Here is a 20,377-nt window from a genome sequence, read left to right as displayed (position 1 = left end):
AATAAAGAAATGAAAATTACCATAATAACAGTTTGTTACAATAGTGCTACTACGATTGAAAAAACAATTCTTTCAGTAGCAGAACAAACTTATAAAAATATCGAATATATAATAGTGGATGGCAATTCAAAAGATACTACACTTCAAATAATACAAAATCACGAAGATAAAATTACTAAATGGATTTCTGAGCCCGACAAAGGACTTTATGATGCTATGAATAAAGGAATAGCTTTGGCAACTGGAGATATTATTGGAATTTTAAATTCTGATGATACTTTTTACTCAACAACAGTATTAAAAGAAATTGCAGCCTTTCATGTTAATAATAGCATTGATGCATCAGTAGGGAATATAATACAGCATAAGGAAGACGGAAAGGTTGTTCGTCTTTATTCTTCGAAATACTGGAATCCGGAGAAATTAAAAATTGGTTATATGCCTCCGCATCCTTCCATTTTTTTTAAGAGAGCCTTGTTTACACAGTTAGGTTTTTATGAACTTGGATTTGCTATTGGTGCGGATTATGAGTTGATTACTCGTTTTTTTCTAAAAGGAAAAATTAGCTGGAAATATTCAGGAATAACCACTACAGCTATGTTAGTTGGTGGCTTAAGTAGTTCTGGCAGCAGTTCCTATAATTTAATTACCAAAGAAATCCAAAAGGCCCTTCACATGAATGCTATCAATTTCTCAGGTTTAAAAATCAGGATGCGATTTGTTTGGAAAACAATTGGATTTTTAAAGAAATGAAAATAGACAAACAAATTTTAATTACAGGAATCACCGGATTTGTAGGTCAGAACCTCAGTGTATATTTAGCTAATGATTTTGATGTGAAAGGCATTACAAGAAAAGGATATAATGGATTAACCTATGAAGCTTTTCTGGAAGGCAGTAATGCATATGATGTAATGATTCATCTTGCGGGTAAAGCTCACGATCTAAAAAAAACATCCAATGACAACGAATATTATGAGGTTAATTTTGAATTAACAAAGAAATTATATGATCAGTTTTTGCAGTCAGAAGCTCACCAATTTATTTACATAAGTTCTGTAAAGGCGGTTGTAGATTCTATAGATGGAATTTTGACAGAAGATGCCATTTCAAATCCGGTAAGCGTTTATGGAAAATCAAAACGAATGGCTGAAGATTACATTTTAGCCAATTTGCCTGAAACTAAAAAAGTGTATATTTTACGTCCCTGTATGATTCATGGTCCGTTAAACAAAGGAAATTTAAACTTGTTATTTGGCTTGGTTGAAAAAGGCTTTCCCTGGCCTTTAGGAGCTTTTGATAATCAGCGTTCTTTTTTAAGTATAGAAAATTTATGTTTCGTAATTAAAGAATTATTAATTCAGGAAGCAGTTCCTTCCGGAGTTTATAATGTAGCAGATGATGATTCAATTTCAACTAATGAATTAGTAACGTTAATTTCTAAATCTCAAAATAAGAAAGTTAGAATTCTTTCTCTTCCAAAAAAAATGATTATCAATATTGCAAGAACAGGTGATTTTCTCAATCTGCCACTAAATCAGGAACGTCTACATAAATTAACAGAGAGTTTTGTAGTATGTAACTTAAAAATTAAGCAGGCTATTAATAAGCCATTTCCTGTAAGTGCTAAAGATGGTTTGCTGAAAACGTTTACTTCATTTAAAATGTAGACTAAAAGGTCTGTTATCATTTGTCCAAAAACATTAAAGACGATAATATTTTGATCTAATATTTTTTTTGTAAATAACTATTTTGAAGCATAAGAATTTAAAGAATTTATTGGACTACCTTAGTAAAACTAAAAAAAATATTTAATTATGAATACAGAGAAGCAGGAAATTTGATAAGAATAAAAATGTATTCACAAATCTTTAAACCTATTTCTTATTATCTATCTTTGCAAATTTTAAACTCTCAAACCGCATGAAATATATATATTTAATGAAAAAAACATTTCCACTTTTCGTTTTTTTCTTGTTTTTCTCCTGTGCTTCCAAAAAAGATATTGTATATTATCAAAATATTGATGCAATAAACAACCTTTCAAATACTGCTTCCTATGAAGTAAGAATTCAACCAGATGACTTATTGATGATTATAGTTTCTGCTGAAGATCCTGAGATAGCTATGCCTTTTAATTTAGTATCAGTTACAACACCTAATACAGCAAATTTAATGGCATCTACAGGCCAGCAGACTATTCAGCCTTATTTAGTTGATATAAATGGAGGCATAGAATTTCCTGTTTTAGGGAAATTAAAGGTAGGAGGTTTAACGAGAACAGAAGTTCTACAGCTGTTGAAAGAGAAAATAGGAGTTTATATTAAAAATCCAATCATTAATTTGCGGATCATGAATTTTAAAGTTTCCTTACAAGGCGAAGTTAATTTTCCAGGAACATATTCTGTCACTTCTGAGAGAGTCACTGTAGTAGAAGCTTTAGGTATGGCAAAAGATTTAACTATATATGGTAAAAGAGATAATATTTTGATTATTCGCGAAACTAACGGTGTAAAATCATATAACAGAATAGATATTACCAAAGCAGATTTTATAAATTCACCTTTTTATTATCTGACACAAAACGATGTGGTGTATGTAGAACCTAATAAGACTAAGATAAATGCTGCAGCTGTAGGTCCTAATACATCTGTCATTATATCGGCGATTTCTATCTTAATATCGCTTTCTGTTCTACTTTTTAAATAAAACTGATAAATTAAGACAAATGCAAGATTTTTATAATGAAGGTACAGAAGATGAAATTAATGAAATAAATCTTCGGGAACAGTTAGATAAGTATTTAATTCACTGGAAATGGTTTGTTTTAAGTGGATTTCTTTGTTTGGTTTTTGCGTTTTTATATTTAAGATACACTACTCCAATTTATGAAGCGAGTACCTCTATCTTAGTAAAAGATGAAAAAAAAGGAGGTATGCTTTCTGAATTATCTGTTTTTTCAGATTTAGGATTGGGGGGTAGTTCTGTAAATAATGTTGACAATGAGATTGAAATTTTAAAATCAAGAACTTTAGTAGAGTCCACAGTAAAGAAACTCAATATGAATATCAGCCTTCTGGTTGAAGGTAACGTTGTAGATCGTGATATTTATGGAGGAGAACCTATCAATGTTTATTTTATCAATAAAACAGAATTATTTGATGAAGCAAACATAATTTTAAAATTGGATTTATTACCTAATGGTGATTTTTCTTTAGAGAATGCAATAACAGATGGAATTGCAGTAGATAAAACTATTTTGTCATCCAAAAAGGAGTTTAGATTTAATGAAAGGATACCTACTCGCTTAGGAACATTGATGATTGGTAAAACAGCATTTTATAAGAAAAATAATATTGTAAAGCATAAAACAATTCAAATTATAATTAATCCGATTGAAAATGTCGCGGCAAGTTTTAGAAATAGATTAAAAGTAGAACCAATAAGTAAAACGAGTAGTATAGTTAACGTATCCATAACGGACCCTGTCCAAAAAAAAGCAGAAGATTTTTTGAATAATATGATTCAGATTTATAATGAAGATGCAGCTCAGGATAAAAATTTTATTTCTGAAAACACGTCTAAATTTATTGGTGAGCGTCTGGCATTAATTACACAGGAATTAGATGGTGTAGAACAGGATGTAGAAAGTTTTAAAAAATCAAATCAATTAACAGATATTGAATCAGAAGCCAAACTTTTTATTGAAGGATCAAATGAATATGATAAAAAAGGAGTTGAAACTGAAATTCAATTGAATGTGGTTTCGTCTTTGCTTGATTTTATTAAAAAAAGTACTAATGCTGATTTACTTCCCACTAATATCATAACTGAAGCTGGAGATGCAGGAGGATTGATTACGGCTTACAATCAATTAGTTCTGGATCGTAATCGAATTTTGAAATCGGCTACAAATGAAAATCCATCGGTAATAAAATTAGATCAACAAATTTCATCTTTGAAAGCAAATGTTGCAACTAGCTTAAAAAGAATGCAGTCGAATTTGCAAATTCAAAATCGTGATTTAAAGAGTCAGGAAAGGATACTTGATGGTAAAATAGGTAAAATTCCAGTACAGGAACGTCAGTTCAGGGTAATTGCCAGGCAGCAAAAAGTAAAAGAAGAATTATATTTGTATTTATTACAAAAACGGGAAGAAACCGCTATTTCATTAGCGGCTACGGAACCTAATGCCCGCATAATAGATGCTGCTAAAGCGAATAAAGTCCCGGTAAGTCCTAAGAAAAGAATGATTTACCTTGCCGGATTGTTAATTGGATTTTTAATTCCTTTTGGAATTATATATGGATATGATTTATTAGATACCAAAATCAAAAGCAGATTGGATTTGGAAGGAAAAACCCATATACCTTTTATTGGGGATATTCCAACCTCTGAAAATGCTAATGAATTGATCAAAACAGAGAGCAGGACAAGTTCAGCTGAAGCGATACGAATTGTCAGGACAAATCTTGAATTTATGTTAACAAATGTACCGGAGGGCAGAGCAAAAACAATTTTTGTAACCTCTACTTTTCCAGCAGAAGGAAAAACCTTGGTATCTGTAAATCTTGCTGCTACATTTGCGCTCTCAGGAAGAAAAGTTTTGCTAATAGGTATGGATATTAGAAATCCTAAATTTATGGATTATTTCGCAATGCCTAATTTGGGATTGACTAATTATTTGTCTTCAAATGATATTGATATCAACAAATACATTATTAAGCATAATGATTATGAAAATTTCTATATATTACCTTCCGGTGTAATTCCTCCAAATCCGGCGGAATTGCTGATGAGTAAAAATGTTGATAAGCTTTTCGAAATGGTAAAAAAAGAGTACGATTATATTATTGTTGATACTGCTCCTGTAAGTTTAGTTGCTGATACATTATTGGTTGCAAAAAATGCCGATACTTTTGTATATGTAATGCGTGCGAATGTTTTAGAGAAGCGCATGTTGTCTATCGCAAACACTTTTTACAGGGAAAAGAAATTACCAAATATGTGTTTGGTACTTAATGATACTGATTCAACGAAAGGGTACGGATACGGTTATGGATACGGGGTTAAATCAGAGAGTAAATCCTGGTTTAAAAAAATCAAAAATCCAAGTTAAACTTAATGAGTTTTCATAAAAAAAGTCCAGCATTTGGACTTTTTTTATGAAAGTTATTTTTTTTAACGAGAGTTAAAATTTAAAAAACTGATTGTTAGATATGATTTTTTTTAATGCATCAAGTGAATTGACTTTTATTCTTTGTTCAAATGCTGCTATATGGTTATCATGATGTGCATCGGTGCCTACAAAATCATACATGCCTTTTTTTAATAATTGTTCAGAAATTTTAGCGATCTCTTCACCATAATAGCCTACAACAGCTAGTAGATTTAATTGAAACAAGCAGCCTGCTTTTTTTAACCTTTCGTATTCATTAAAGTTTTTGTGATAAAATAAATATCGTTCCGGATGCGCTAAAACCGGTATGTATCCTGCAACTTGCAAATCGAACAGTATTTTATACAATTGTATTGGAGCATTCATGTAAGACATTTCTACTAATACATAATTGTCTTTTAGAGGAAGAAGTTTTTCTGTTTTAAAATGCTTTTCAAACCAATCGTCCATAAAGTATTCTGCTGCTGCCTTAAAAGGGTCTTTGATATTATTTTCAGATAACAATAGTGTGGTTTCGTAATGATTATCACAAACTGCTTTAGGAGAATTATTCCATATGTAATGGCTAATATGGGGTGTGGTAACAAATTGTGAAATTCCGATCTTTTTAAGCGCCTTTATTAATCGTACAGTGTCAGTGATCGTTTTTGCACCATCGTCAATTCCGGGCAGTAGATGGGAATGGATATCGATAAAATTATCCGATAAAAGATCTTTTAAGTATGGTTTTTGTTTTAAGAATGATAGCATAGTAGCAAAAATAAATAAAATTGGTAGAAATATTAAGAGTAAAGAGCATAAAGATTTATTTTGTTTTTAAAACCCTTATGCTGACTTAACTGAAATTATTAAATCACTGCAATCTTCCCGTTGGAATTACTTTATGTATTAAATGATATAAAAAGAGAACATGAATTTATAGAAGATTTTCTAAATATTGTAAAAACGATTGGTCAACAACGTTTTTATTGAAGTGAAAATTTTTAACTTTCCCAAAATATTTTAATTTCATGCAATTATCTGTTATTATTCTTAATTATAATGTGCGCTACTTTTTAGAACAGTGTGTTTTAAGTGTTCAGGAAGCTCTTTCGGTAATTGATGGAGAAATTATTGTAGTAGATAACAACTCGGATGATGACAGTTGTCAGATGATTAAAAATAGGTTCCCAGAGGTAAAGCTTATTCAAAATAAAGAAAATTACGGGTTTCCAAAAGGAAATAATATTGGTGTACAACAAGCAAAGGGGAAATATATTTGCATTCTTAATCCTGATACGGTAGTAGCCGAAGATACATTTTCTAAAATTTTGGTTTTTGCTGAAAGGCAAACAAATCCTGGAATTATTGGATGTAAACTTATTGACGGTACAGGTAATTTTTTACCTGAAAGCAAACGAGGAGTTCCAACCCCCTGGGTAGCTTTTACCAAAATTTTTGGATTGTATAAAATTTTCCCTAATCTAAAACTTTTCAATCAGTATTATGCACAGCATTTAAGGGATAACCAAACAGGAAAAGTAGATATTTTGGTAGGTGCTTTTATGGTAATGCAACGTGAATTGTATCTGGAAACAGGCGGATTTGATGAAGATTGTTTTATGTATGCTGATGATATTGATTTGTCCTATTCCGTTTTGCAAAAACAAAAAAGCAATTACTATTTTCATGAAACATCAGTCATACACTATAAAGGAGAAAGTACCATAAAAGATGAGAAATATATGAGAAGATTTCAGGAAGCAATGGAGTTTTTTTATCAAAAGCATTTCAGAAAATCGATATTTTTCTCTGTTTTTATTAAAATCGGAATTCTCTTTTTTTCGTTTATAAAAATGTTTCAGGGAAAACCAAAAGCAAATCTATTACCGGAAAGCTATATTTTCTTGTCTTTAAATAAAATATTGAGCGAACAATTGTCTTTGAGTTTAAAAAATAAAGTTTCTTTTTTGGATTTCAAAAGGGAAAAAATGGTAAATTCGTGCCTCGTTTCAAAGGGTAAAAGAGTTGAAATTATTTTGGATAATCATTATGTTTCTTTTAAAAAATGTATCGAAATCTTAGAAACTCTTAGAGATAAGCGTATTACTTTTAAAATTTTACCTAAAAATGCTAACTTTATTATTGGAAGTGATTCTAAAAATGAACGTGGTAAAATGGTGAAAATTGATTAAAAATTATATTTTATGTAATTTATATTTAAAATATTCAGTAATTTCGCAATATCAAAATCGAAATCACCTTTTAGGTTAATAATATGGCAAGATTTGAATTAAGGCTTCCAAAAATGGGAGAAAGTGTAGCTGAAGCAACCATTACAAATTGGTTGAAGCAAGTGGGAGACAAAATTGAAGCTGATGAAGCGGTGCTTGAGATTGCAACAGATAAGGTTGATAGTGAAGTGCCAAGTGAAGTGTCAGGAGTTTTGATCGAGCAATTATTTGATAAAGATGATCTGGTTCAGGTTGGTCAAGTTATAGCGATTATTGAAACAGAAAGTGATGGTGTATCAGAGGTTGAGTCTGTAGAAGAAGTTGTCATTCCTGCTGAAGCAGTTGAGATTGAAAAAACAATCGATGTAGTAAAAGAAGCTGTTTTAGCTCCTCAGGTTTTCTCTAATTCGGATAAATTCTTTTCGCCGTTAGTAAAAAACATTGCTAAAGAAGAAGGTATTTCTCTTTCTGAATTGGAAAGTATTCCGGGTTCAGGAAAAGAGGGGCGAGTTACAAAAGAAGATATTTTAAAATATATTGAGAACCGTAAACCAGATGTTGAGGAGGTAAAAGTTGCTCTTGCTCCAAAATCAATACAACCGACGGTTCAAAAAAGTCAACAAGTAGTTCCGGTTTCTGTAAACGGAGAGGATGAAGTAATTGAAATGGATAGAATGCGTAAGCTTATCTCAGGTTACATGGTGGCTTCGCTTCAAACTTCTGCTCATGTTCAGTCTTTTATAGAGGTAGATGTGACCAATATTGTAAAATGGAGAGATAAGGTTAAAGCGGCTTTCGAAAAAAGAGAAGGTGAAAAACTTACGTATACTCCTATTTTTATGGAGGCAGTTGCAAAAGCGATAAAAGATTTTCCGGGAATCAATATTTCTGTTGAAGGTGATTATATCATTAAAAAGAAAAATATAAATTTAGGAATGGCTGCTGCTTTGCCAAACGGAAACCTAATTGTTCCTGTTATTAAAAATGCAGATCAATTGAACCTCGTCGGAATGGCAAAAGCTGTAAATGATTTGGCAAATCGTGCAAAAACCGGAAAATTAAAACCGGATGATACCCAGGGAGGGACATATACAGTGACGAATGTTGGTACTTTTGGAAGTGTTTTTGGCACTCCAATAATCAATCAGCCACAGGTTGGAATCCTTGCTTTAGGAGCAATTCGTAAAGTACCTGCGGTTATTGAAACGCCTGATGGTGATTTTATAGGGATTCGTCAAAAAATGTTTTTATCGCATTCATATGATCACAGAGTGGTTGATGGTGCTTTAGGTGGAAGCTTTGTGAAGCGTGTAGCTGAATATTTAGAGGCTTTTGATTTGGATCGGGATTTCTAAATAATACATTTATAATATTTAATCCGGCAGAGTTTTGAATTTTGCCGGATTTTTTCGTTTTATAAGTGTAAACTTTCTAAAAAATAATTTTAACAGTTGTTTTGAGAGATAAGTTTGTGATAATTCGTCTTTAAAAATTACATTTGTAAATTCAAAAAAAAATAAAAAAATGGAACTCAAACTTACCAGGCCAATCTGCTTTTTCGATTTAGAAACCACTGGAATAGATATCGGGAAAGACAGGATCGTGGAAATTTCAATATTTAAAGTTTTTCCAAACGGTAATAAAGAAAGTAAAACCTGGTTAGTGAATCCAACAATTCCAATTCCTCCGCAAACGACAGATGTTCATGGAATCACAGATGAAAAAGTAGCTAATGAGCCAACATTTCGTGAATTAGCACCGCAAGTGTACAATATGATTAAGGACAGCGATTTAGGAGGTTTTAATTCAGATCGTTTTGATATTCCTTTGTTGGCAGAAGAATTGCTTAGGGCAGGTGTTGATTTTGATATGAAAAATAAAGTTTCTGTAGATGTGCAGACTATTTTTCATAAAATGGAAGAGCGTACCTTAAGTGCTGCTTTAAAATTTTATTGCGGTAAAAGTTTAGAGAATGCACATTCAGCAGAAGCAGATACAATGGCAACTTATGAGATTTTAAAAGCGCAGTTAGACCGCTATCCTGAACTTGAAAATGATATAAAAGTATTGTCGGAGTTTACAACACGTAAAAAAATTGCTGATTTTGCCGGAATGATTGCCTTTGATAAAGATAACGAAGAAATCTTTACTTTCGGAAAACACAAAGGAGCGAAAGTTGAGAAGGTATTAGAAACCGAACCGGGATATTTCAGCTGGATCCAAAACGCTGATTTTCCTTTGTATACAAAAAAAGTTTTGACGGCAATTAAATTAAGAAAGTTAAATACTAAATAGTTCTTATTGACTTAGTGTTTTAGTTTCTTGGTAACTTTAGAAAAAATGAAAATAATCTGCATCGGTAGAAATTACACCAATCATATTGAAGAATTAAAAAATGAAAGACCTTCAGAGCCTGTTGTTTTTATGAAACCGGACTCTGCGGTTTTATTAAAACAGCATCCGTTTGTTATTCCTGAATTTTCAGAAGATATTCATCATGAAATCGAGATTATTGTAAAAATTAATAAAGTAGGAAAGTATATTGAGCCTAAATTTGCACATAAATATTACGACGAAATAAGTGTAGGTATTGATTTTACGGCTCGTGATTTACAAACGAAATTAAAAGAAAAAGGTTTGCCATGGGAAAAAGCAAAAGCTTTTGACGGATCGGCAGTAATTGGGGATTTTTTACCGAAGACACTTTTTAGTTCCGTTGAAAATATTAATTTTGAATTGACAAATAACGCTAAAACAGTTCAAAAAGGCAATACAGCTCTCATGCTATGGAAAATAGACGAGCTTATTTCGTATGTATCACAGTATTTTACACTAAAAATTGGTGATATTATATTTACGGGAACTCCTGCTGGAGTAGCGGCAGTTAAGCCAAATGATGTTTTAGAAGGCTTTTTAGAAGATAAAAAATTATTCAGAATACAAGTAAAATAATGGCATTAAAATACAATTTATCAAAAGTATATGCGCTTTCAGACAATGATTCAGAATTTGTAAAAGAGATTCTAAGGTTGTTTGTTACTGAAGTGCCGGAAGATTTAAAACAGATAAAAGAAGGTATTAAGAAAAAAGATCACAAACATGCCTATTCTTATGCGCATAAGATCAAACCTACCCTTGATTTAATGGGGTTAAATGTAGCTTTTGAGGAAATTTTGCAAGTTGAAGCATGGACGAAGGCAGGAGGCAAAAAGAAAGAAATTGTAGAAACTTTTAAAAGTATCAGAAAACAGGTCAATGATGCTATTAAAGAAATTAAGAAAGACTTTGATCTTAATTAAGGCTTATCTATTTTGCCTTTTACATAGACTGAAAAATCAGGTAGGGTTACTCACTGTTTCTTTTGTTTTGAAAGAAAATATTTAATTGGGTATTATTCTTTGACAATTAAGGATGTCGTTTCTATATCTCATGCAAATCTAGCTAGAGAGCTTCTTTTTTAAATAACTTTTTGTAAGTAAAATATCTTATAAATATGAAGGCAACTATTATTACAATTGGAGATGAAATTTTAATTGGTCAGATTGTAGATACAAATTCAGGCTTTATTGCCAAATCACTTGATAGAATTGGAGTTGAAATTGTTGAGATGATTTCGATCAGTGATAATAAGAAACATATTTTAGATGCTTTTGCAAAGTTCCAAAATAAGGTTGATATAGTAATTGTTACGGGAGGATTAGGTCCAACAAAGGATGATGTGACTAAAAAGACTTTTTGCGAATATTTTGATGATGAACTTGTTGTGAATCCGGAAGTTTTGGAGCATGTAACCCAGTTAATAGAGGGTTATTTTAAAAGGCCAATCACTCAAATGAATAAAGATCAGGCGCTGGTTCCTTCAACTTGTACAATACTGCATAATCAGGTTGGTACTGCGCCAGGAATGTGGATGAAAAAGGAGAATACGGTGTTTGTGTCTCTTCCTGGAGTTCCTTACGAAATGAAATATTTGGTCGAAGAAGAAATAATTCCGAAAATAGTTCGTGAATATAAGCGTCCATATATAATTCATAAAACTATTTTGACTTATGGACAAGGCGAGAGTTTAGTTGCAGAACGTATCGAAAACTGGGAAAATAATTTGCCGGATTTTATCAAGCTAGCCTACCTGCCGAATCCTGGCCGTGTACGTTTGCGTTTAACCGCAAGAGGAACTGATAAAGAGGAGCTGGAAAAAGCAATACAGGATAACGTTAAGTCATTAGATGCGATAATTCATGATATAATAGTAGGTTACGAAGAAAACGAAACAATCGAAACGGTAATAGGGAAGCTCCTTTCGAAAGAAAATAAAACTATTTCAACTGCTGAAAGTTGTACCGGAGGAAGGATTGCTTCACTTTTGTCAGCTGTGCCGGGTTCGTCAGCTTATTTTAAAGGCAGTATTGTTTCCTATGCAAGTGAAACGAAAGTCAATGTTCTCGGTCTTTCACAGGATTTAGTTGATCAGTATTCGGTGGTGAGTACGCAAGTCGCATCGGCTATGGCCCTGAAAGTGAAAGAGATGCTTAAGACCGATTATGCAATCGCGACAACAGGTAATGCGGGACCTTCAAAAGGTGACTCGGACGCTGAAATCGGGACTGTTTTCATTGCTTTAGCTACCCCAAATGGTGTGATTACAGAAGAATTTAACTTCGGACAACCGCGTGAAAAAGTGATAGATAGAGCCACGATTAAGAGTTTGGAAATATTGCAAAAAGAAATTTTGAAAATTGTGTAATATTTTTTTGCTACAATCGTTTATTTTTCTTTTCTTTGCACCCTGATTTTGAATAACGATAAAAGATAAGTATAATGTCAAGAGTTTGTGACCTTACAGGTAAAAGAGCGATGGTAGGAAATAACGTTTCTCACGCTATGAACAAAACTAAGAGAAAGTTTTCTGTAAACTTAGTTAAAAAGCGTTTTTATCTTCCAGAAGAAGATAGATGGATTACTCTTAGAGTAGCAGCATCTACGATAAAAACAATTAATAAAAATGGAATCACTGCTGTTTTGAAAAAAGCACAGTCAGAAGGATTTATCAAATAATCTTTTCCTAAATAAATATATAGCAAGATGGCAAAGAAAGGTAATAGAATCCAGGTAATTTTAGAATGTACTGAACACAAGACTTCTGGTGTTGCAGGTACTTCAAGATACATTACAACAAAGAACAAAAAAAATACTCCGGACAGATTAGAGATTAAAAAATTTAATCCAATCTTGAAAAGAGTAACAGTTCACAAAGAAATTAAGTAATAATTAGAGGTTTAATAAAATTTCAAATCCAGTCATTTGTTTTTTTATTAATTTCAATAACATTTGAATCATGGCAAAGAAAACCGTAGCATCGTTACAAACAGCTTCTAAGAGATTATCAAAAGCCATCAAAATGGTGAAATCTCCAAAAACTGGTGCATATACATTCGTAGAATCTATTATGGCTCCTGAAGAAGTTGATACTTTCTTGAAAAAGAAATAATTACAATTACAGTATATAGAAAAGCTACTTTCACTCCGAAAGTAGCTTTTTTATTTTTATATTTGTCTTAAATTTAGAGAAAGCCAGGCATTAGCCCTTGTTTTAATTATGGTTTCCTACCATTAATCTGTCTTTTCCTGTCTGAAGAAGTTTGGAAAATGATGTTGTTTCTGTCGGGGCTAAATAAAATCAATTTGCTTTCTTTAAAGATTTGGATTTCAGGTCATCTAAAGCCGAAAAGTCCCAACAATTCTAAAAACCTACAAAACAAATGAGTTTTTTAAAAAAATTATTCTCTACTGATAAAAAAGAGACTTTAGACAAAGGTCTTGAAAAAACAAAAACAACTTTTTTTTCAAAGTTAAGTAAAGCCGTAGCGGGAAAATCTAAAGTCGATGATGATGTTTTAGATAATCTGGAAGAAATTCTGGTAGCATCTGATGTTGGAGTAAATACTACTTTGAAAATCATCGAAAGAATCGAGAAACGTGTTGCTGAAGATAAATATCTTGGTACAGACGAATTAAATCAGATTCTTCGTGATGAAATAGGAGCTTTATTGTCTGAAACCAATACAGGTGAAGCAACAGAGTTTGAAATTCCGAAAGACAAAAAGCCTTATGTTTTAATGGTTGTTGGGGTTAACGGTGTCGGTAAAACAACAACTATTGGTAAACTGGCTTATCAGTTTAAAAAAGCCGGGCATAAAGTGGTTTTAGGAGCAGCAGATACGTTTCGTGCCGCCGCAATCGATCAGCTGCAGGTTTGGGCAGACCGTGTTGATGTTCCAATTGTGAGACAAAATATGGGTAGCGATCCTGCTTCTGTTGCTTTTGATACTTTGCAGTCTGCCGTAGCACAAAATGCGGATGTGGTTATTATTGATACAGCAGGTCGTTTGCATAATAAAATCAATTTAATGAACGAATTGACAAAAGTAAAACGTGTAATGCAGAAAGTAGTTGCTGATGCGCCTCACGATGTGCTTTTGGTTTTGGATGGTTCTACAGGTCAAAATGCTTTTGAACAGGCGAAACAATTTACTGCTGCAACTGAAGTGACTTCTCTGGCTGTGACAAAATTGGATGGAACTGCAAAAGGCGGCGTTGTAATTGGAATATCAGATCAGTTTCAAATTCCGGTAAAATACATTGGCGTCGGCGAAGGAATTGAAGATTTGCAAGTCTTTAATAAATATGAATTTGTAGACAGTTTCTTTAAATAATTTATTAAACAATAAAATGAGTTTTTCTTCTTTTAAAAATATATCCCCTATTGCATTTTATTTTGCAAGCGTTTTAAGTTTTGTTTTAGCGAATGTATTAAAGGATAAAAGTTTGTCTTTCTACTATGTTTTATTGGTTTTAGGGCTTGCTTTCTTTTTTGCAGGAATGTTGAAAAGAATCCGTACAAAACGATAGTTGTGTAAAAAACAATTTTAAACCATGTAAGAAATATAAGGTCATTTAAGTAGTGTTAATATTTTGCTTACGTGTACTTATATTTCTTATCTGGTTGAATTTTTATATCGTTTTTTTGATTTCTACTGATACAAAGCATTAATTTTCTCCCATAAAACTTTATCAAAATCAGATAAAGCAAGATTTTCGTCATCTGCAGCATCTCCCATTCTGATGACTACCATTTTTTTGCTTGGAATAACATAGATTTTTTGATCATTTTTTCCCAGAGCCATAAACATATCGCTTGGTGCAGTTGGAATTATACTTCCCTGAAAAGTAAGCGGCGATTGAGGAAGGTGATAATTCGCTTTTCCGTTTAGCCACCATAGGTAACCATATGCTAAATTAATGTTTTGAGATGTAGTAGTAGCTTCATTGAAATAAGCTTCATTCAAAATAGTGTTGTTCTCCCATTTTCCTTTGTTCAGCATCAATAAACCAAAACGTGCCATGCTTCTTGTGGTGCTTGTGTAAACACTATTTACGTCTATTTTGACCCATGTCCCATCCATACCAATTTTGTCTCTCAATTTAGCGTTGAAATAGGTTGACCAGTTCTGTTTACTTGCAGCAGCAGCAACGTCTTGTAACTTTACGTAAACATTATGATATGCCCAGCGTGTTCCTGCATCGGCTTTGTAGATTAAATCGGCAGGTTCAACATCATCTGTGCTGTCATCAAGGCCTGATGTCATCGTTAACAGATGTTTGCACGTAATTAGATTTTCTTTAGCAAGTGTTTCGCTTGTCCAGCCCGTACCAAGATATTCAGACACTTTATTATTAATGTTGAGTATGCCTTCCTGTTGAGCGATTCCTGTAACGGTGGAGGTTAACGTTTTTCCTGCACTTGCCCAATACCAGTTTTTGGTTGCTGAATGGTCGTTGAAGTAGTTTTCTAAAACGATTCGGCCATTTACCAATATGATAAATGATTTAGAGTTTTTGAGTTCTAAATAATCTAATAGTGGCTGAACAGCATTCTGATTCCATTTTAGGTCAGAAATAGATTGGGTTTCCCAAGCATTTCCGGACAGAGGCGGAAAATACATGCTTTGAGTGGTGGGTGTGTCAGTAGTGTTGTCTTCTTTACTACAGTTGACGAAGAATAATAAAATCAGGATTTTACAAATTGTTTTAGTCATGGTTTATCTTTTTGGTTTGTGGTATGACCAAAAATATGTAAAATAGTTTAATGTGTTTAGCAAATTTTCATCTCTTTTCAACTTTATAAAGTTTAACTTTGTAGTTCTCTAAAAATCTTTTGAAAACGGAATGTTTAGCCCTGATGGAAGCGGCATCCTTTTATGGCAGGGTTTGCCATAAAAGATAGAGCGGACAGCGGGAAATAGCTTCTTATAAATAATACAATATGAAAAACACTTTTATGATTTTGGTTTTATCGCTTTTGTTTGTAAGCTGCAAACAGGAAATTAAACCGGCAGATATTGCAAAACTGAATGGCTACTGGGAAATTGAAAAGGTGGTTTTTGATAAAGGAGAGGAGAAGGTTTACGGAATGAATGAGAATTTTGATTATTTTCAGATTAAAGGTACTAAAGGTACCCGGACAAAAGTAATGGCGCAGCTTGACGGAACTTTTTTGACTACAGATACTTTTGAAAATGTGTCGGTTCGGTTTACAGATAAAGGGACGTTTTTGGACTATAAAACGAATTATGCTAAATGGAGTGAGGAATTGATTTCGATTTCGGATGAAGCTTTTGTGGTAAAAAACGACCAAAATAAAGAATACCATTATAAAAAATCAGGACCAGTAAATTTATTAAACGATGGCAAAAAGACTAAATAACGAAAGTACAATTGGAGCTGTTTTGCAACAGATTATCCAGGTTAATAAATTGCAGCCTGGAATGGATCAGATTGATGTAAAGGAGGCATGGGTAAATTTGATGGGGAATGGTGTAAAAGCGTACACAAAAAATGTTGTTTTGAAAGGAAGTACGCTTTACGTAGAACTTGGATCAGCTGTTTTGCGTGAAGAATTAAGTCATGGGAAATCTAAAATAGTGAAAATGATTAATGAAGAATTAGGGCGTGAGGTTGTGAAGGATGTGGTTTTGAGATAGTAATCAGTGGTCAGATCTTAGTGTTGAGTTTCAGTATCCATAAAAAAATCCCGATTCCATTTTAGAATCGGGATTTTTTTATCAGTAAGTACTGCCAACTTAAAGCTGAACACTGAATACTAAAATTGTTCTCTTCCTGCAAAGTGGAATGCGCCTTCGATAGCAGCATTTTCATCGCTGTCCGATCCGTGAACTGCATTTTCTCCAATAGAAGTTGCGTATGCTTTACGGATAGTTCCCTCAGCAGCTTCGGCAGGGTTTGTAGCTCCGATTAAAGTTCTGAAATCTTCTACAGCGTTGTCTTTTTCTAAAATTGCAGCAACGATTGGTCCGCGTGACATGAATTCTACCAATTCTCCATAGAAAGGTCTTTCGGCGTGAACTGCGTAAAATGCTTTTGCATCTGCTACAGTTAATTGCGTTAATTTTAATGAAACGATTTTGAAACCTCCGTTAGTAATCATTGCAAGGATATTCCCGATGTGTCCGTTTGCAACAGCATCCGGCTTAATCATTGTAAAAGTTCTATTTGTAGCCATTTTTTGTGTTTTTTAAATTTGGTGCAAAAATAGAACTTTTTTACGAATTGATTTTAATAAATTCATAATTAAAGCACAGTAGAATGAGGTTTTGATTAAGAAAATCGAGAATTGTGAATTACGAATCAAAAAAAGACGCTCAGCTGTGCGTCCCTATATATTGCGTTTTGAAAAATTAGACTTTGAAAATCAATTTGTTTCTGTAGAAAATCCATAGAATAAAGGTCCAGATTCCAACATAAACCAATGCTCCTGCTAATGAAGCTGTCATTGGATTACTGAAAAACGGCGCAATCCAGAAGCGATATAAAAAATCTAAAAGGTTGGTCTGCTCTTCGGGTTTTTTGGAATTTTGGAATTGAATCATGACCAAAGCCTGAGGAATAATCTGTGAACAGAAGAAAACAATCATTGGATTCACTCCCCAGATTAAGAATGGTTTAAATCCTTTTTTGTAATCTGCAATATCAATCAGGTAATATAATATGGTAAAAAATACGGTTGCCAATCCTGTTGTAAATAAAACATAACTGCTTGTCCAAAGCGATTTGTTGATTGGAAAAATCAAATCCCAAAGTAATCCTAAAATGATCAGTCCGGCGCCGATCCTGCCCATTTTTAGTGCTTTTTTAATTTTAAAACTATCACTTTGTAAAAATTGTCCAATGAATAATCCTATAATTCCATTTACTATTGATGGAATTGTGCTTAAAATTCCTTCCGGATCCCATGTGACAGTACCGCTGTACATATGACCTTTTAGCAAAATACGATCCAGCCATGATGCCAGATTGGTTCCTTTTTCAAGATTTGCTTCTCCAATTCCGGGAACAGGAATTAGTGTCATTATACCCCAATATCCTAATAATAAAACTGCTCCGGTTATAATTTGTGTTTTTAAAGTCGTTTTTAGATATAAAAGGGAGACTACGAAATATACAATGGCAATTCGTTGTAAAACTCCCGGAAGTCTTACGTCATGATATGCTTCAATACCACTGTAAGCCAGAACCAGATAAATAAGCAGAATTGAAAAAGCTAAAATGTTTTTTACTTTAGAACTAAAACTTCCCATTAAGGCATAACCAACAGCGATAGTTATGGCTAAACGACCAATAAGAAGTGGAATTCCATCAAGCCCAAATAATTGAATTTTACCAAAAAAGTTGAAGAAAATCCCCAGACACAACATTCGCAACGAACGAATCAGGATTTTACTGAAAGTAGTATTGTCATAAAATTTGTCAGGCATTGCAAGTGGAACAGCAACTCCCATAATAAAAACAAAAAAAGGGAATACCAAATCGGTTGGCGTGCATCCGTGCCAGTCGGCATGTAACAGAGGAGGATAAACATTGCCCCAGTCTCCGGGATTGTTGACAATTGTCATTAATAAAATAGTTAGTCCACGAAAGACATCTAGCGAAATTAAGCGTTCTTTTACCATTGGTTTTGGGCAAATGGGTTAATTAATTATTTTAAAAATCGCTATTTGGTTTAGGGAATAATAATTTTGAGAAGAGAGGTGGTTATTTGTTTCTCAAGATTATTACAATATTATTTTTGCTCCAAATTAATCTTTTTTTTTGATGAGTAATTCAGTAATATATGCTCTGTTTATATTGTTATAATATCGAAATTGTGTTCTAATGGCTTTAATTTCTGAATCAAAAGCGGAATCAGTTGTTCTCCTTTCTCTAAATAAAATTCAGAAAAATTTGCCTGACGTTCTTGTAAACTCTTATTTGGGAATAACTCAAATTGTAAATCGGTTACGCGCTGTAATTCATCATCTAATTTTCTTTTTTGAGCTTTCAGTAAACGTTTTTCCAGATTTTCCAGCCCTTTTTTCTGTTTGGCTTCCTGTGCTTTTACGGCACCGGAAAATGATTTATCCGTTTGATCCGCTAACTCGTAAAGATATTTAAATTGTTGTTCTAATGTTTCTTTTTGAACAGATAAATCAATTGGAAAAGCAGATAATTTATGTGTGATTGTATTCACTAAATCAGCAGGTTTAGTAAACAGATCTGCCCAGCTTAAATTTAAATTATCGGCTTTTTTAGCTTGTTTTTCAGTTGCTAAAAGAACTGAGTTTCGAACTAAAAGCATTGGGAAAGAAATATTTACTGCATCAAAAAATGACTTTAATTCAAGCCAGTAAGCAATTTCTCCGCCTCCGCCAATATAACACAGATTTGGTAAAATAATCTCCTGATAAAGTGGGCGCATGATTACGTTTGGGCTGAATTTTTCAGGATTGCTTTCCAGTAGTTTTAGTATTTCTTCTTTTAAAAATGAAATCCTAGTATTGTTAACATAATATTTGTCTTTTTCAAAAATGATTCTTTCGCGCAGATTATCTTCAATATAAAACAAATTTATCTCGCGCGGATTTACCTGAACACTGTAATCCTGAAGCTGTTCAATGGTTTTTTGAACCGTTTTGAAAGAAGTCTGCTTTTCTAATTCTTCTTTTACAAAAGGGATAAAAGCACGTTTTAAATCTGCATCATCAGCGTCTAAAATAATTAAGCCATAATTAGCAAATAAATTATTGGCTAAAAAACGTGTTGCATCAGCAAGATTATCATGTTTCAGATAAGCATCTTCAAACAGTTTTTTCAGAGTATTGGCATTCGTGCTTGATCCTAATTCCAAAGCATAAATTTCCAAAAATTCGGCTAAACCTTCAGTTGAAAGTCTCCCAACAGGCCCTGTGCTTTCTTTGTTCCAACGAAATTTTTTTCCTTTGAAATTGAAATAATTGATCTCTTCAAAGTCATGATCTTCAGTTGCCATCCAGTAAATCGGAATAAAATTATTCGATGGGTATTTCGACTTTAATTCTTTGGTAAGATTAATAGTTGAAATAATTTTATAAAGAAAATATAATGGACCGCTGAATAAATTTAGCTGATGTCCTGTGGTAATTGTAAATGTATTTTCGAGCGCTAAAAGCTCAATATTTTGTTTAGTCGAATCTGAGATTTCGATATTTTGATATTGTTTTTTTAACGTATTTACTAACGGAATTCGGTTTGCATTATCAAAATTTGATTGCTTTTCAACGATTTGTTTTTCGAAATTTTCTAGTGTTGGAAAGTGATTGTACAGCGGTTTTAATTCTGGTTTCTGATCTAAATAGTCTTGCATCAATTTAGAGAAATACCCTGAGTTTTGATAGCTGATACAGTCGGTTGGCATAATTTTGAATTTATTTTTGACAGCTGTAAATTTAATGAAAATATGCAGTTAAAAATGGTTTTAACGATTGCTTATGATTTGATTTTTGTTTTTTGGTTTAAAAACTTTGTAATCAAGCTTTTAGTTTTTGAGAAGTTGTGTAACATTGAAAATTTATAAAATTTGTTAAAAAACGCGAGTGTTGTGAAACTAATTTTT

Annotated in this window: 21 protein-coding genes; 16 read left to right on the top strand and 5 right to left on the bottom strand. The window is 32.8% G+C overall.

All coding sequences use genetic code 11. The features are described from left to right. Nucleotides 1-9: 9 nt before the first annotated feature. The 4 genes from FLACHUCJ7_RS11745 (at nucleotide 10) to FLACHUCJ7_RS11730 (ending at nucleotide 5,119) form a co-directional block, all read left to right on the top strand. A complete protein-coding gene (locus tag FLACHUCJ7_RS11745) occupies nucleotides 10-753 on the top strand; it encodes a glycosyltransferase family 2 protein (protein ID WP_180909027.1) in 744 nt (247 codons plus the stop codon). Next, on the top strand, nucleotides 750-1,670 hold the full coding sequence (locus FLACHUCJ7_RS11740) for an NAD-dependent epimerase/dehydratase family protein (protein WP_180909026.1): 921 nt from the start codon (nucleotides 750-752) through the stop codon (nucleotides 1,668-1,670). Before FLACHUCJ7_RS11745 ends, FLACHUCJ7_RS11740 begins: the two co-directional genes overlap by 4 nt. A 253-nt stretch (nucleotides 1,671-1,923) precedes the next feature. Continuing rightward, nucleotides 1,924-2,709: a polysaccharide biosynthesis/export family protein gene (locus tag FLACHUCJ7_RS11735; RefSeq protein WP_230408814.1), complete on the top strand. Its 786-nt coding sequence runs from the start codon at nucleotides 1,924-1,926 to the stop codon at nucleotides 2,707-2,709. A 19-nt stretch (nucleotides 2,710-2,728) separates the two neighbouring features. Then, a complete protein-coding gene (locus FLACHUCJ7_RS11730; protein WP_180909025.1) occupies nucleotides 2,729-5,119 on the top strand; it encodes a GumC family protein in 2,391 nt (796 codons plus the stop codon). A 72-nt stretch (nucleotides 5,120-5,191) separates the two neighbouring features. On the opposite strand, the gene FLACHUCJ7_RS11725 is transcribed toward FLACHUCJ7_RS11730, so the two are convergent. After that, nucleotides 5,192-5,929 (bottom strand): tyrosine-protein phosphatase, encoded by a 738-nt coding sequence (locus tag FLACHUCJ7_RS11725; RefSeq protein ID WP_180909024.1) that lies wholly within the window; start codon nucleotides 5,927-5,929, stop codon nucleotides 5,192-5,194. Nucleotides 5,930-6,189: 260 nt separating this feature from the next. On the opposite strand from FLACHUCJ7_RS11725, the gene FLACHUCJ7_RS11720 reads away from it, so the two are divergent. The 10 genes from FLACHUCJ7_RS11720 (at nucleotide 6,190) to ftsY (ending at nucleotide 14,105) form a co-directional block, all read left to right on the top strand. After that, nucleotides 6,190-7,353, top strand: coding sequence for a glycosyltransferase family 2 protein (locus FLACHUCJ7_RS11720; protein ID WP_180909023.1), 1,164 nt, complete (start codon nucleotides 6,190-6,192; stop codon nucleotides 7,351-7,353). An 83-nt stretch (nucleotides 7,354-7,436) separates the two neighbouring features. Further along, the gene (locus tag FLACHUCJ7_RS11715) at nucleotides 7,437-8,747 is read left to right on the top strand and encodes a dihydrolipoamide acetyltransferase family protein (protein WP_078226128.1); all 1,311 of its coding nucleotides are present in this window, start codon (nucleotides 7,437-7,439) and stop codon (nucleotides 8,745-8,747) included. 169 nt (nucleotides 8,748-8,916) lie between these two features. Then, entirely contained in the window at nucleotides 8,917-9,687 is a 771-nt protein-coding gene (locus FLACHUCJ7_RS11710) for a 3'-5' exonuclease (protein WP_031456099.1), read from the top strand. A gap of 45 nt (nucleotides 9,688-9,732) precedes the next feature. Further along, complete coding sequence (locus FLACHUCJ7_RS11705) at nucleotides 9,733-10,344, top strand: fumarylacetoacetate hydrolase family protein (RefSeq protein WP_078226130.1); 612 nt, start codon at nucleotides 9,733-9,735, stop codon at nucleotides 10,342-10,344. Then, the gene (locus tag FLACHUCJ7_RS11700) at nucleotides 10,344-10,691 is read left to right on the top strand and encodes an Hpt domain-containing protein (protein WP_078226131.1); all 348 of its coding nucleotides are present in this window, start codon (nucleotides 10,344-10,346) and stop codon (nucleotides 10,689-10,691) included. Before FLACHUCJ7_RS11705 ends, FLACHUCJ7_RS11700 begins: the two co-directional genes overlap by 1 nt. A 194-nt stretch (nucleotides 10,692-10,885) precedes the next feature. Continuing rightward, complete coding sequence (locus FLACHUCJ7_RS11695; protein ID WP_180909022.1) at nucleotides 10,886-12,136, top strand: competence/damage-inducible protein A; 1,251 nt, start codon at nucleotides 10,886-10,888, stop codon at nucleotides 12,134-12,136. A gap of 74 nt (nucleotides 12,137-12,210) precedes the next feature. Continuing rightward, the gene (gene rpmB, locus FLACHUCJ7_RS11690; protein ID WP_008468080.1) at nucleotides 12,211-12,447 is read left to right on the top strand and encodes a 50S ribosomal protein L28; all 237 of its coding nucleotides are present in this window, start codon (nucleotides 12,211-12,213) and stop codon (nucleotides 12,445-12,447) included. A 27-nt stretch (nucleotides 12,448-12,474) separates the two neighbouring features. After that, nucleotides 12,475-12,657: a 50S ribosomal protein L33 gene (gene rpmG, locus FLACHUCJ7_RS11685; protein WP_017495179.1), complete on the top strand. Its 183-nt coding sequence runs from the start codon at nucleotides 12,475-12,477 to the stop codon at nucleotides 12,655-12,657. A gap of 70 nt (nucleotides 12,658-12,727) precedes the next feature. Beyond that, a complete protein-coding gene (locus FLACHUCJ7_RS11680; protein WP_072961632.1) occupies nucleotides 12,728-12,880 on the top strand; it encodes a DUF4295 domain-containing protein in 153 nt (50 codons plus the stop codon). Between the two features lie 271 nt (nucleotides 12,881-13,151). Further along, nucleotides 13,152-14,105, top strand: coding sequence for a signal recognition particle-docking protein FtsY (gene ftsY, locus FLACHUCJ7_RS11675; protein ID WP_078226133.1), 954 nt, complete (start codon nucleotides 13,152-13,154; stop codon nucleotides 14,103-14,105). A gap of 318 nt (nucleotides 14,106-14,423) precedes the next feature. Here ftsY and FLACHUCJ7_RS11670 read toward each other — a convergent pair whose 3' ends face one another. After that, entirely contained in the window at nucleotides 14,424-15,488 is a 1,065-nt protein-coding gene (locus tag FLACHUCJ7_RS11670) for a serine hydrolase domain-containing protein (protein WP_180909021.1), read from the bottom strand. 227 nt (nucleotides 15,489-15,715) lie between these two features. On the opposite strand from FLACHUCJ7_RS11670, the gene FLACHUCJ7_RS11665 reads away from it, so the two are divergent. Both FLACHUCJ7_RS11665 and FLACHUCJ7_RS11660 read left to right on the top strand, forming a co-directional pair. Further along, nucleotides 15,716-16,156: a hypothetical protein gene (locus FLACHUCJ7_RS11665; RefSeq protein ID WP_078226135.1), complete on the top strand. Its 441-nt coding sequence runs from the start codon at nucleotides 15,716-15,718 to the stop codon at nucleotides 16,154-16,156. Then, nucleotides 16,137-16,433, top strand: coding sequence for a DUF721 domain-containing protein (locus FLACHUCJ7_RS11660; RefSeq protein ID WP_180909020.1), 297 nt, complete (start codon nucleotides 16,137-16,139; stop codon nucleotides 16,431-16,433). The genes FLACHUCJ7_RS11665 and FLACHUCJ7_RS11660 overlap by 20 nt, the downstream gene beginning before the upstream one ends. 119 nt (nucleotides 16,434-16,552) lie before the next feature. On the opposite strand, the gene FLACHUCJ7_RS11655 is transcribed toward FLACHUCJ7_RS11660, so the two are convergent. The 3 genes from FLACHUCJ7_RS11655 to bshC all read right to left on the bottom strand — a co-directional run bounded on the left by FLACHUCJ7_RS11655 (nucleotide 16,553) and on the right by bshC (nucleotide 20,179). Then, nucleotides 16,553-16,972: a nucleoside-diphosphate kinase gene (locus tag FLACHUCJ7_RS11655; protein WP_031456090.1), complete on the bottom strand. Its 420-nt coding sequence runs from the start codon at nucleotides 16,970-16,972 to the stop codon at nucleotides 16,553-16,555. Nucleotides 16,973-17,147: 175 nt separating this feature from the next. Next, nucleotides 17,148-18,419, bottom strand: coding sequence for an acyltransferase family protein (locus FLACHUCJ7_RS11650; protein WP_180909019.1), 1,272 nt, complete (start codon nucleotides 18,417-18,419; stop codon nucleotides 17,148-17,150). A gap of 170 nt (nucleotides 18,420-18,589) precedes the next feature. Beyond that, complete coding sequence (gene bshC / locus FLACHUCJ7_RS11645; RefSeq protein ID WP_180909018.1) at nucleotides 18,590-20,179, bottom strand: bacillithiol biosynthesis cysteine-adding enzyme BshC; 1,590 nt, start codon at nucleotides 20,177-20,179, stop codon at nucleotides 18,590-18,592. Nucleotides 20,180-20,377 lie beyond the last annotated feature (198 nt).

This window comes from Flavobacterium salmonis (genome assembly GCF_903819435.1).
GTDB lineage: Bacteria > Bacteroidota > Bacteroidia > Flavobacteriales > Flavobacteriaceae > Flavobacterium > Flavobacterium chungangense.
This window is presented reverse-complemented; position numbering and strand designations above follow the sequence as displayed.

What these genes read in the sequence shown, in the direction of transcription:
- FLACHUCJ7_RS11745 (WP_180909027.1), top strand. Translation starts at nt 10, where the DNA reads ATGAAAATTACCATAATAACAGTTTGTTACAATAGTGCTACTACGATT.
- FLACHUCJ7_RS11740 (WP_180909026.1), top strand. Translation starts at nt 750, where the DNA reads ATGAAAATAGACAAACAAATTTTAATTACAGGAATCACCGGATTTGTA.
- FLACHUCJ7_RS11735 (WP_230408814.1), top strand. Translation starts at nt 1,924, where the DNA reads ATGAAATATATATATTTAATGAAAAAAACATTTCCACTTTTCGTTTTT.
- FLACHUCJ7_RS11730 (WP_180909025.1), top strand. Translation starts at nt 2,729, where the DNA reads ATGCAAGATTTTTATAATGAAGGTACAGAAGATGAAATTAATGAAATA.
- FLACHUCJ7_RS11725 (WP_180909024.1), bottom strand. Translation starts at nt 5,929, where the DNA reads ATGCTATCATTCTTAAAACAAAAACCATACTTAAAAGATCTTTTATCG.
- FLACHUCJ7_RS11720 (WP_180909023.1), top strand. Translation starts at nt 6,190, where the DNA reads ATGCAATTATCTGTTATTATTCTTAATTATAATGTGCGCTACTTTTTA.
- FLACHUCJ7_RS11715 (WP_078226128.1), top strand. Translation starts at nt 7,437, where the DNA reads ATGGCAAGATTTGAATTAAGGCTTCCAAAAATGGGAGAAAGTGTAGCT.
- FLACHUCJ7_RS11710 (WP_031456099.1), top strand. Translation starts at nt 8,917, where the DNA reads ATGGAACTCAAACTTACCAGGCCAATCTGCTTTTTCGATTTAGAAACC.
- FLACHUCJ7_RS11705 (WP_078226130.1), top strand. Translation starts at nt 9,733, where the DNA reads ATGAAAATAATCTGCATCGGTAGAAATTACACCAATCATATTGAAGAA.
- FLACHUCJ7_RS11700 (WP_078226131.1), top strand. Translation starts at nt 10,344, where the DNA reads ATGGCATTAAAATACAATTTATCAAAAGTATATGCGCTTTCAGACAAT.
- FLACHUCJ7_RS11695 (WP_180909022.1), top strand. Translation starts at nt 10,886, where the DNA reads ATGAAGGCAACTATTATTACAATTGGAGATGAAATTTTAATTGGTCAG.
- rpmB (WP_008468080.1), top strand. Translation starts at nt 12,211, where the DNA reads ATGTCAAGAGTTTGTGACCTTACAGGTAAAAGAGCGATGGTAGGAAAT.
- rpmG (WP_017495179.1), top strand. Translation starts at nt 12,475, where the DNA reads ATGGCAAAGAAAGGTAATAGAATCCAGGTAATTTTAGAATGTACTGAA.
- FLACHUCJ7_RS11680 (WP_072961632.1), top strand. Translation starts at nt 12,728, where the DNA reads ATGGCAAAGAAAACCGTAGCATCGTTACAAACAGCTTCTAAGAGATTA.
- ftsY (WP_078226133.1), top strand. Translation starts at nt 13,152, where the DNA reads ATGAGTTTTTTAAAAAAATTATTCTCTACTGATAAAAAAGAGACTTTA.
- FLACHUCJ7_RS11670 (WP_180909021.1), bottom strand. Translation starts at nt 15,488, where the DNA reads ATGACTAAAACAATTTGTAAAATCCTGATTTTATTATTCTTCGTCAAC.
- FLACHUCJ7_RS11665 (WP_078226135.1), top strand. Translation starts at nt 15,716, where the DNA reads ATGAAAAACACTTTTATGATTTTGGTTTTATCGCTTTTGTTTGTAAGC.
- FLACHUCJ7_RS11660 (WP_180909020.1), top strand. Translation starts at nt 16,137, where the DNA reads ATGGCAAAAAGACTAAATAACGAAAGTACAATTGGAGCTGTTTTGCAA.
- FLACHUCJ7_RS11655 (WP_031456090.1), bottom strand. Translation starts at nt 16,972, where the DNA reads ATGGCTACAAATAGAACTTTTACAATGATTAAGCCGGATGCTGTTGCA.
- FLACHUCJ7_RS11650 (WP_180909019.1), bottom strand. Translation starts at nt 18,419, where the DNA reads ATGGTAAAAGAACGCTTAATTTCGCTAGATGTCTTTCGTGGACTAACT.
- bshC (WP_180909018.1), bottom strand. Translation starts at nt 20,179, where the DNA reads ATGCCAACCGACTGTATCAGCTATCAAAACTCAGGGTATTTCTCTAAA.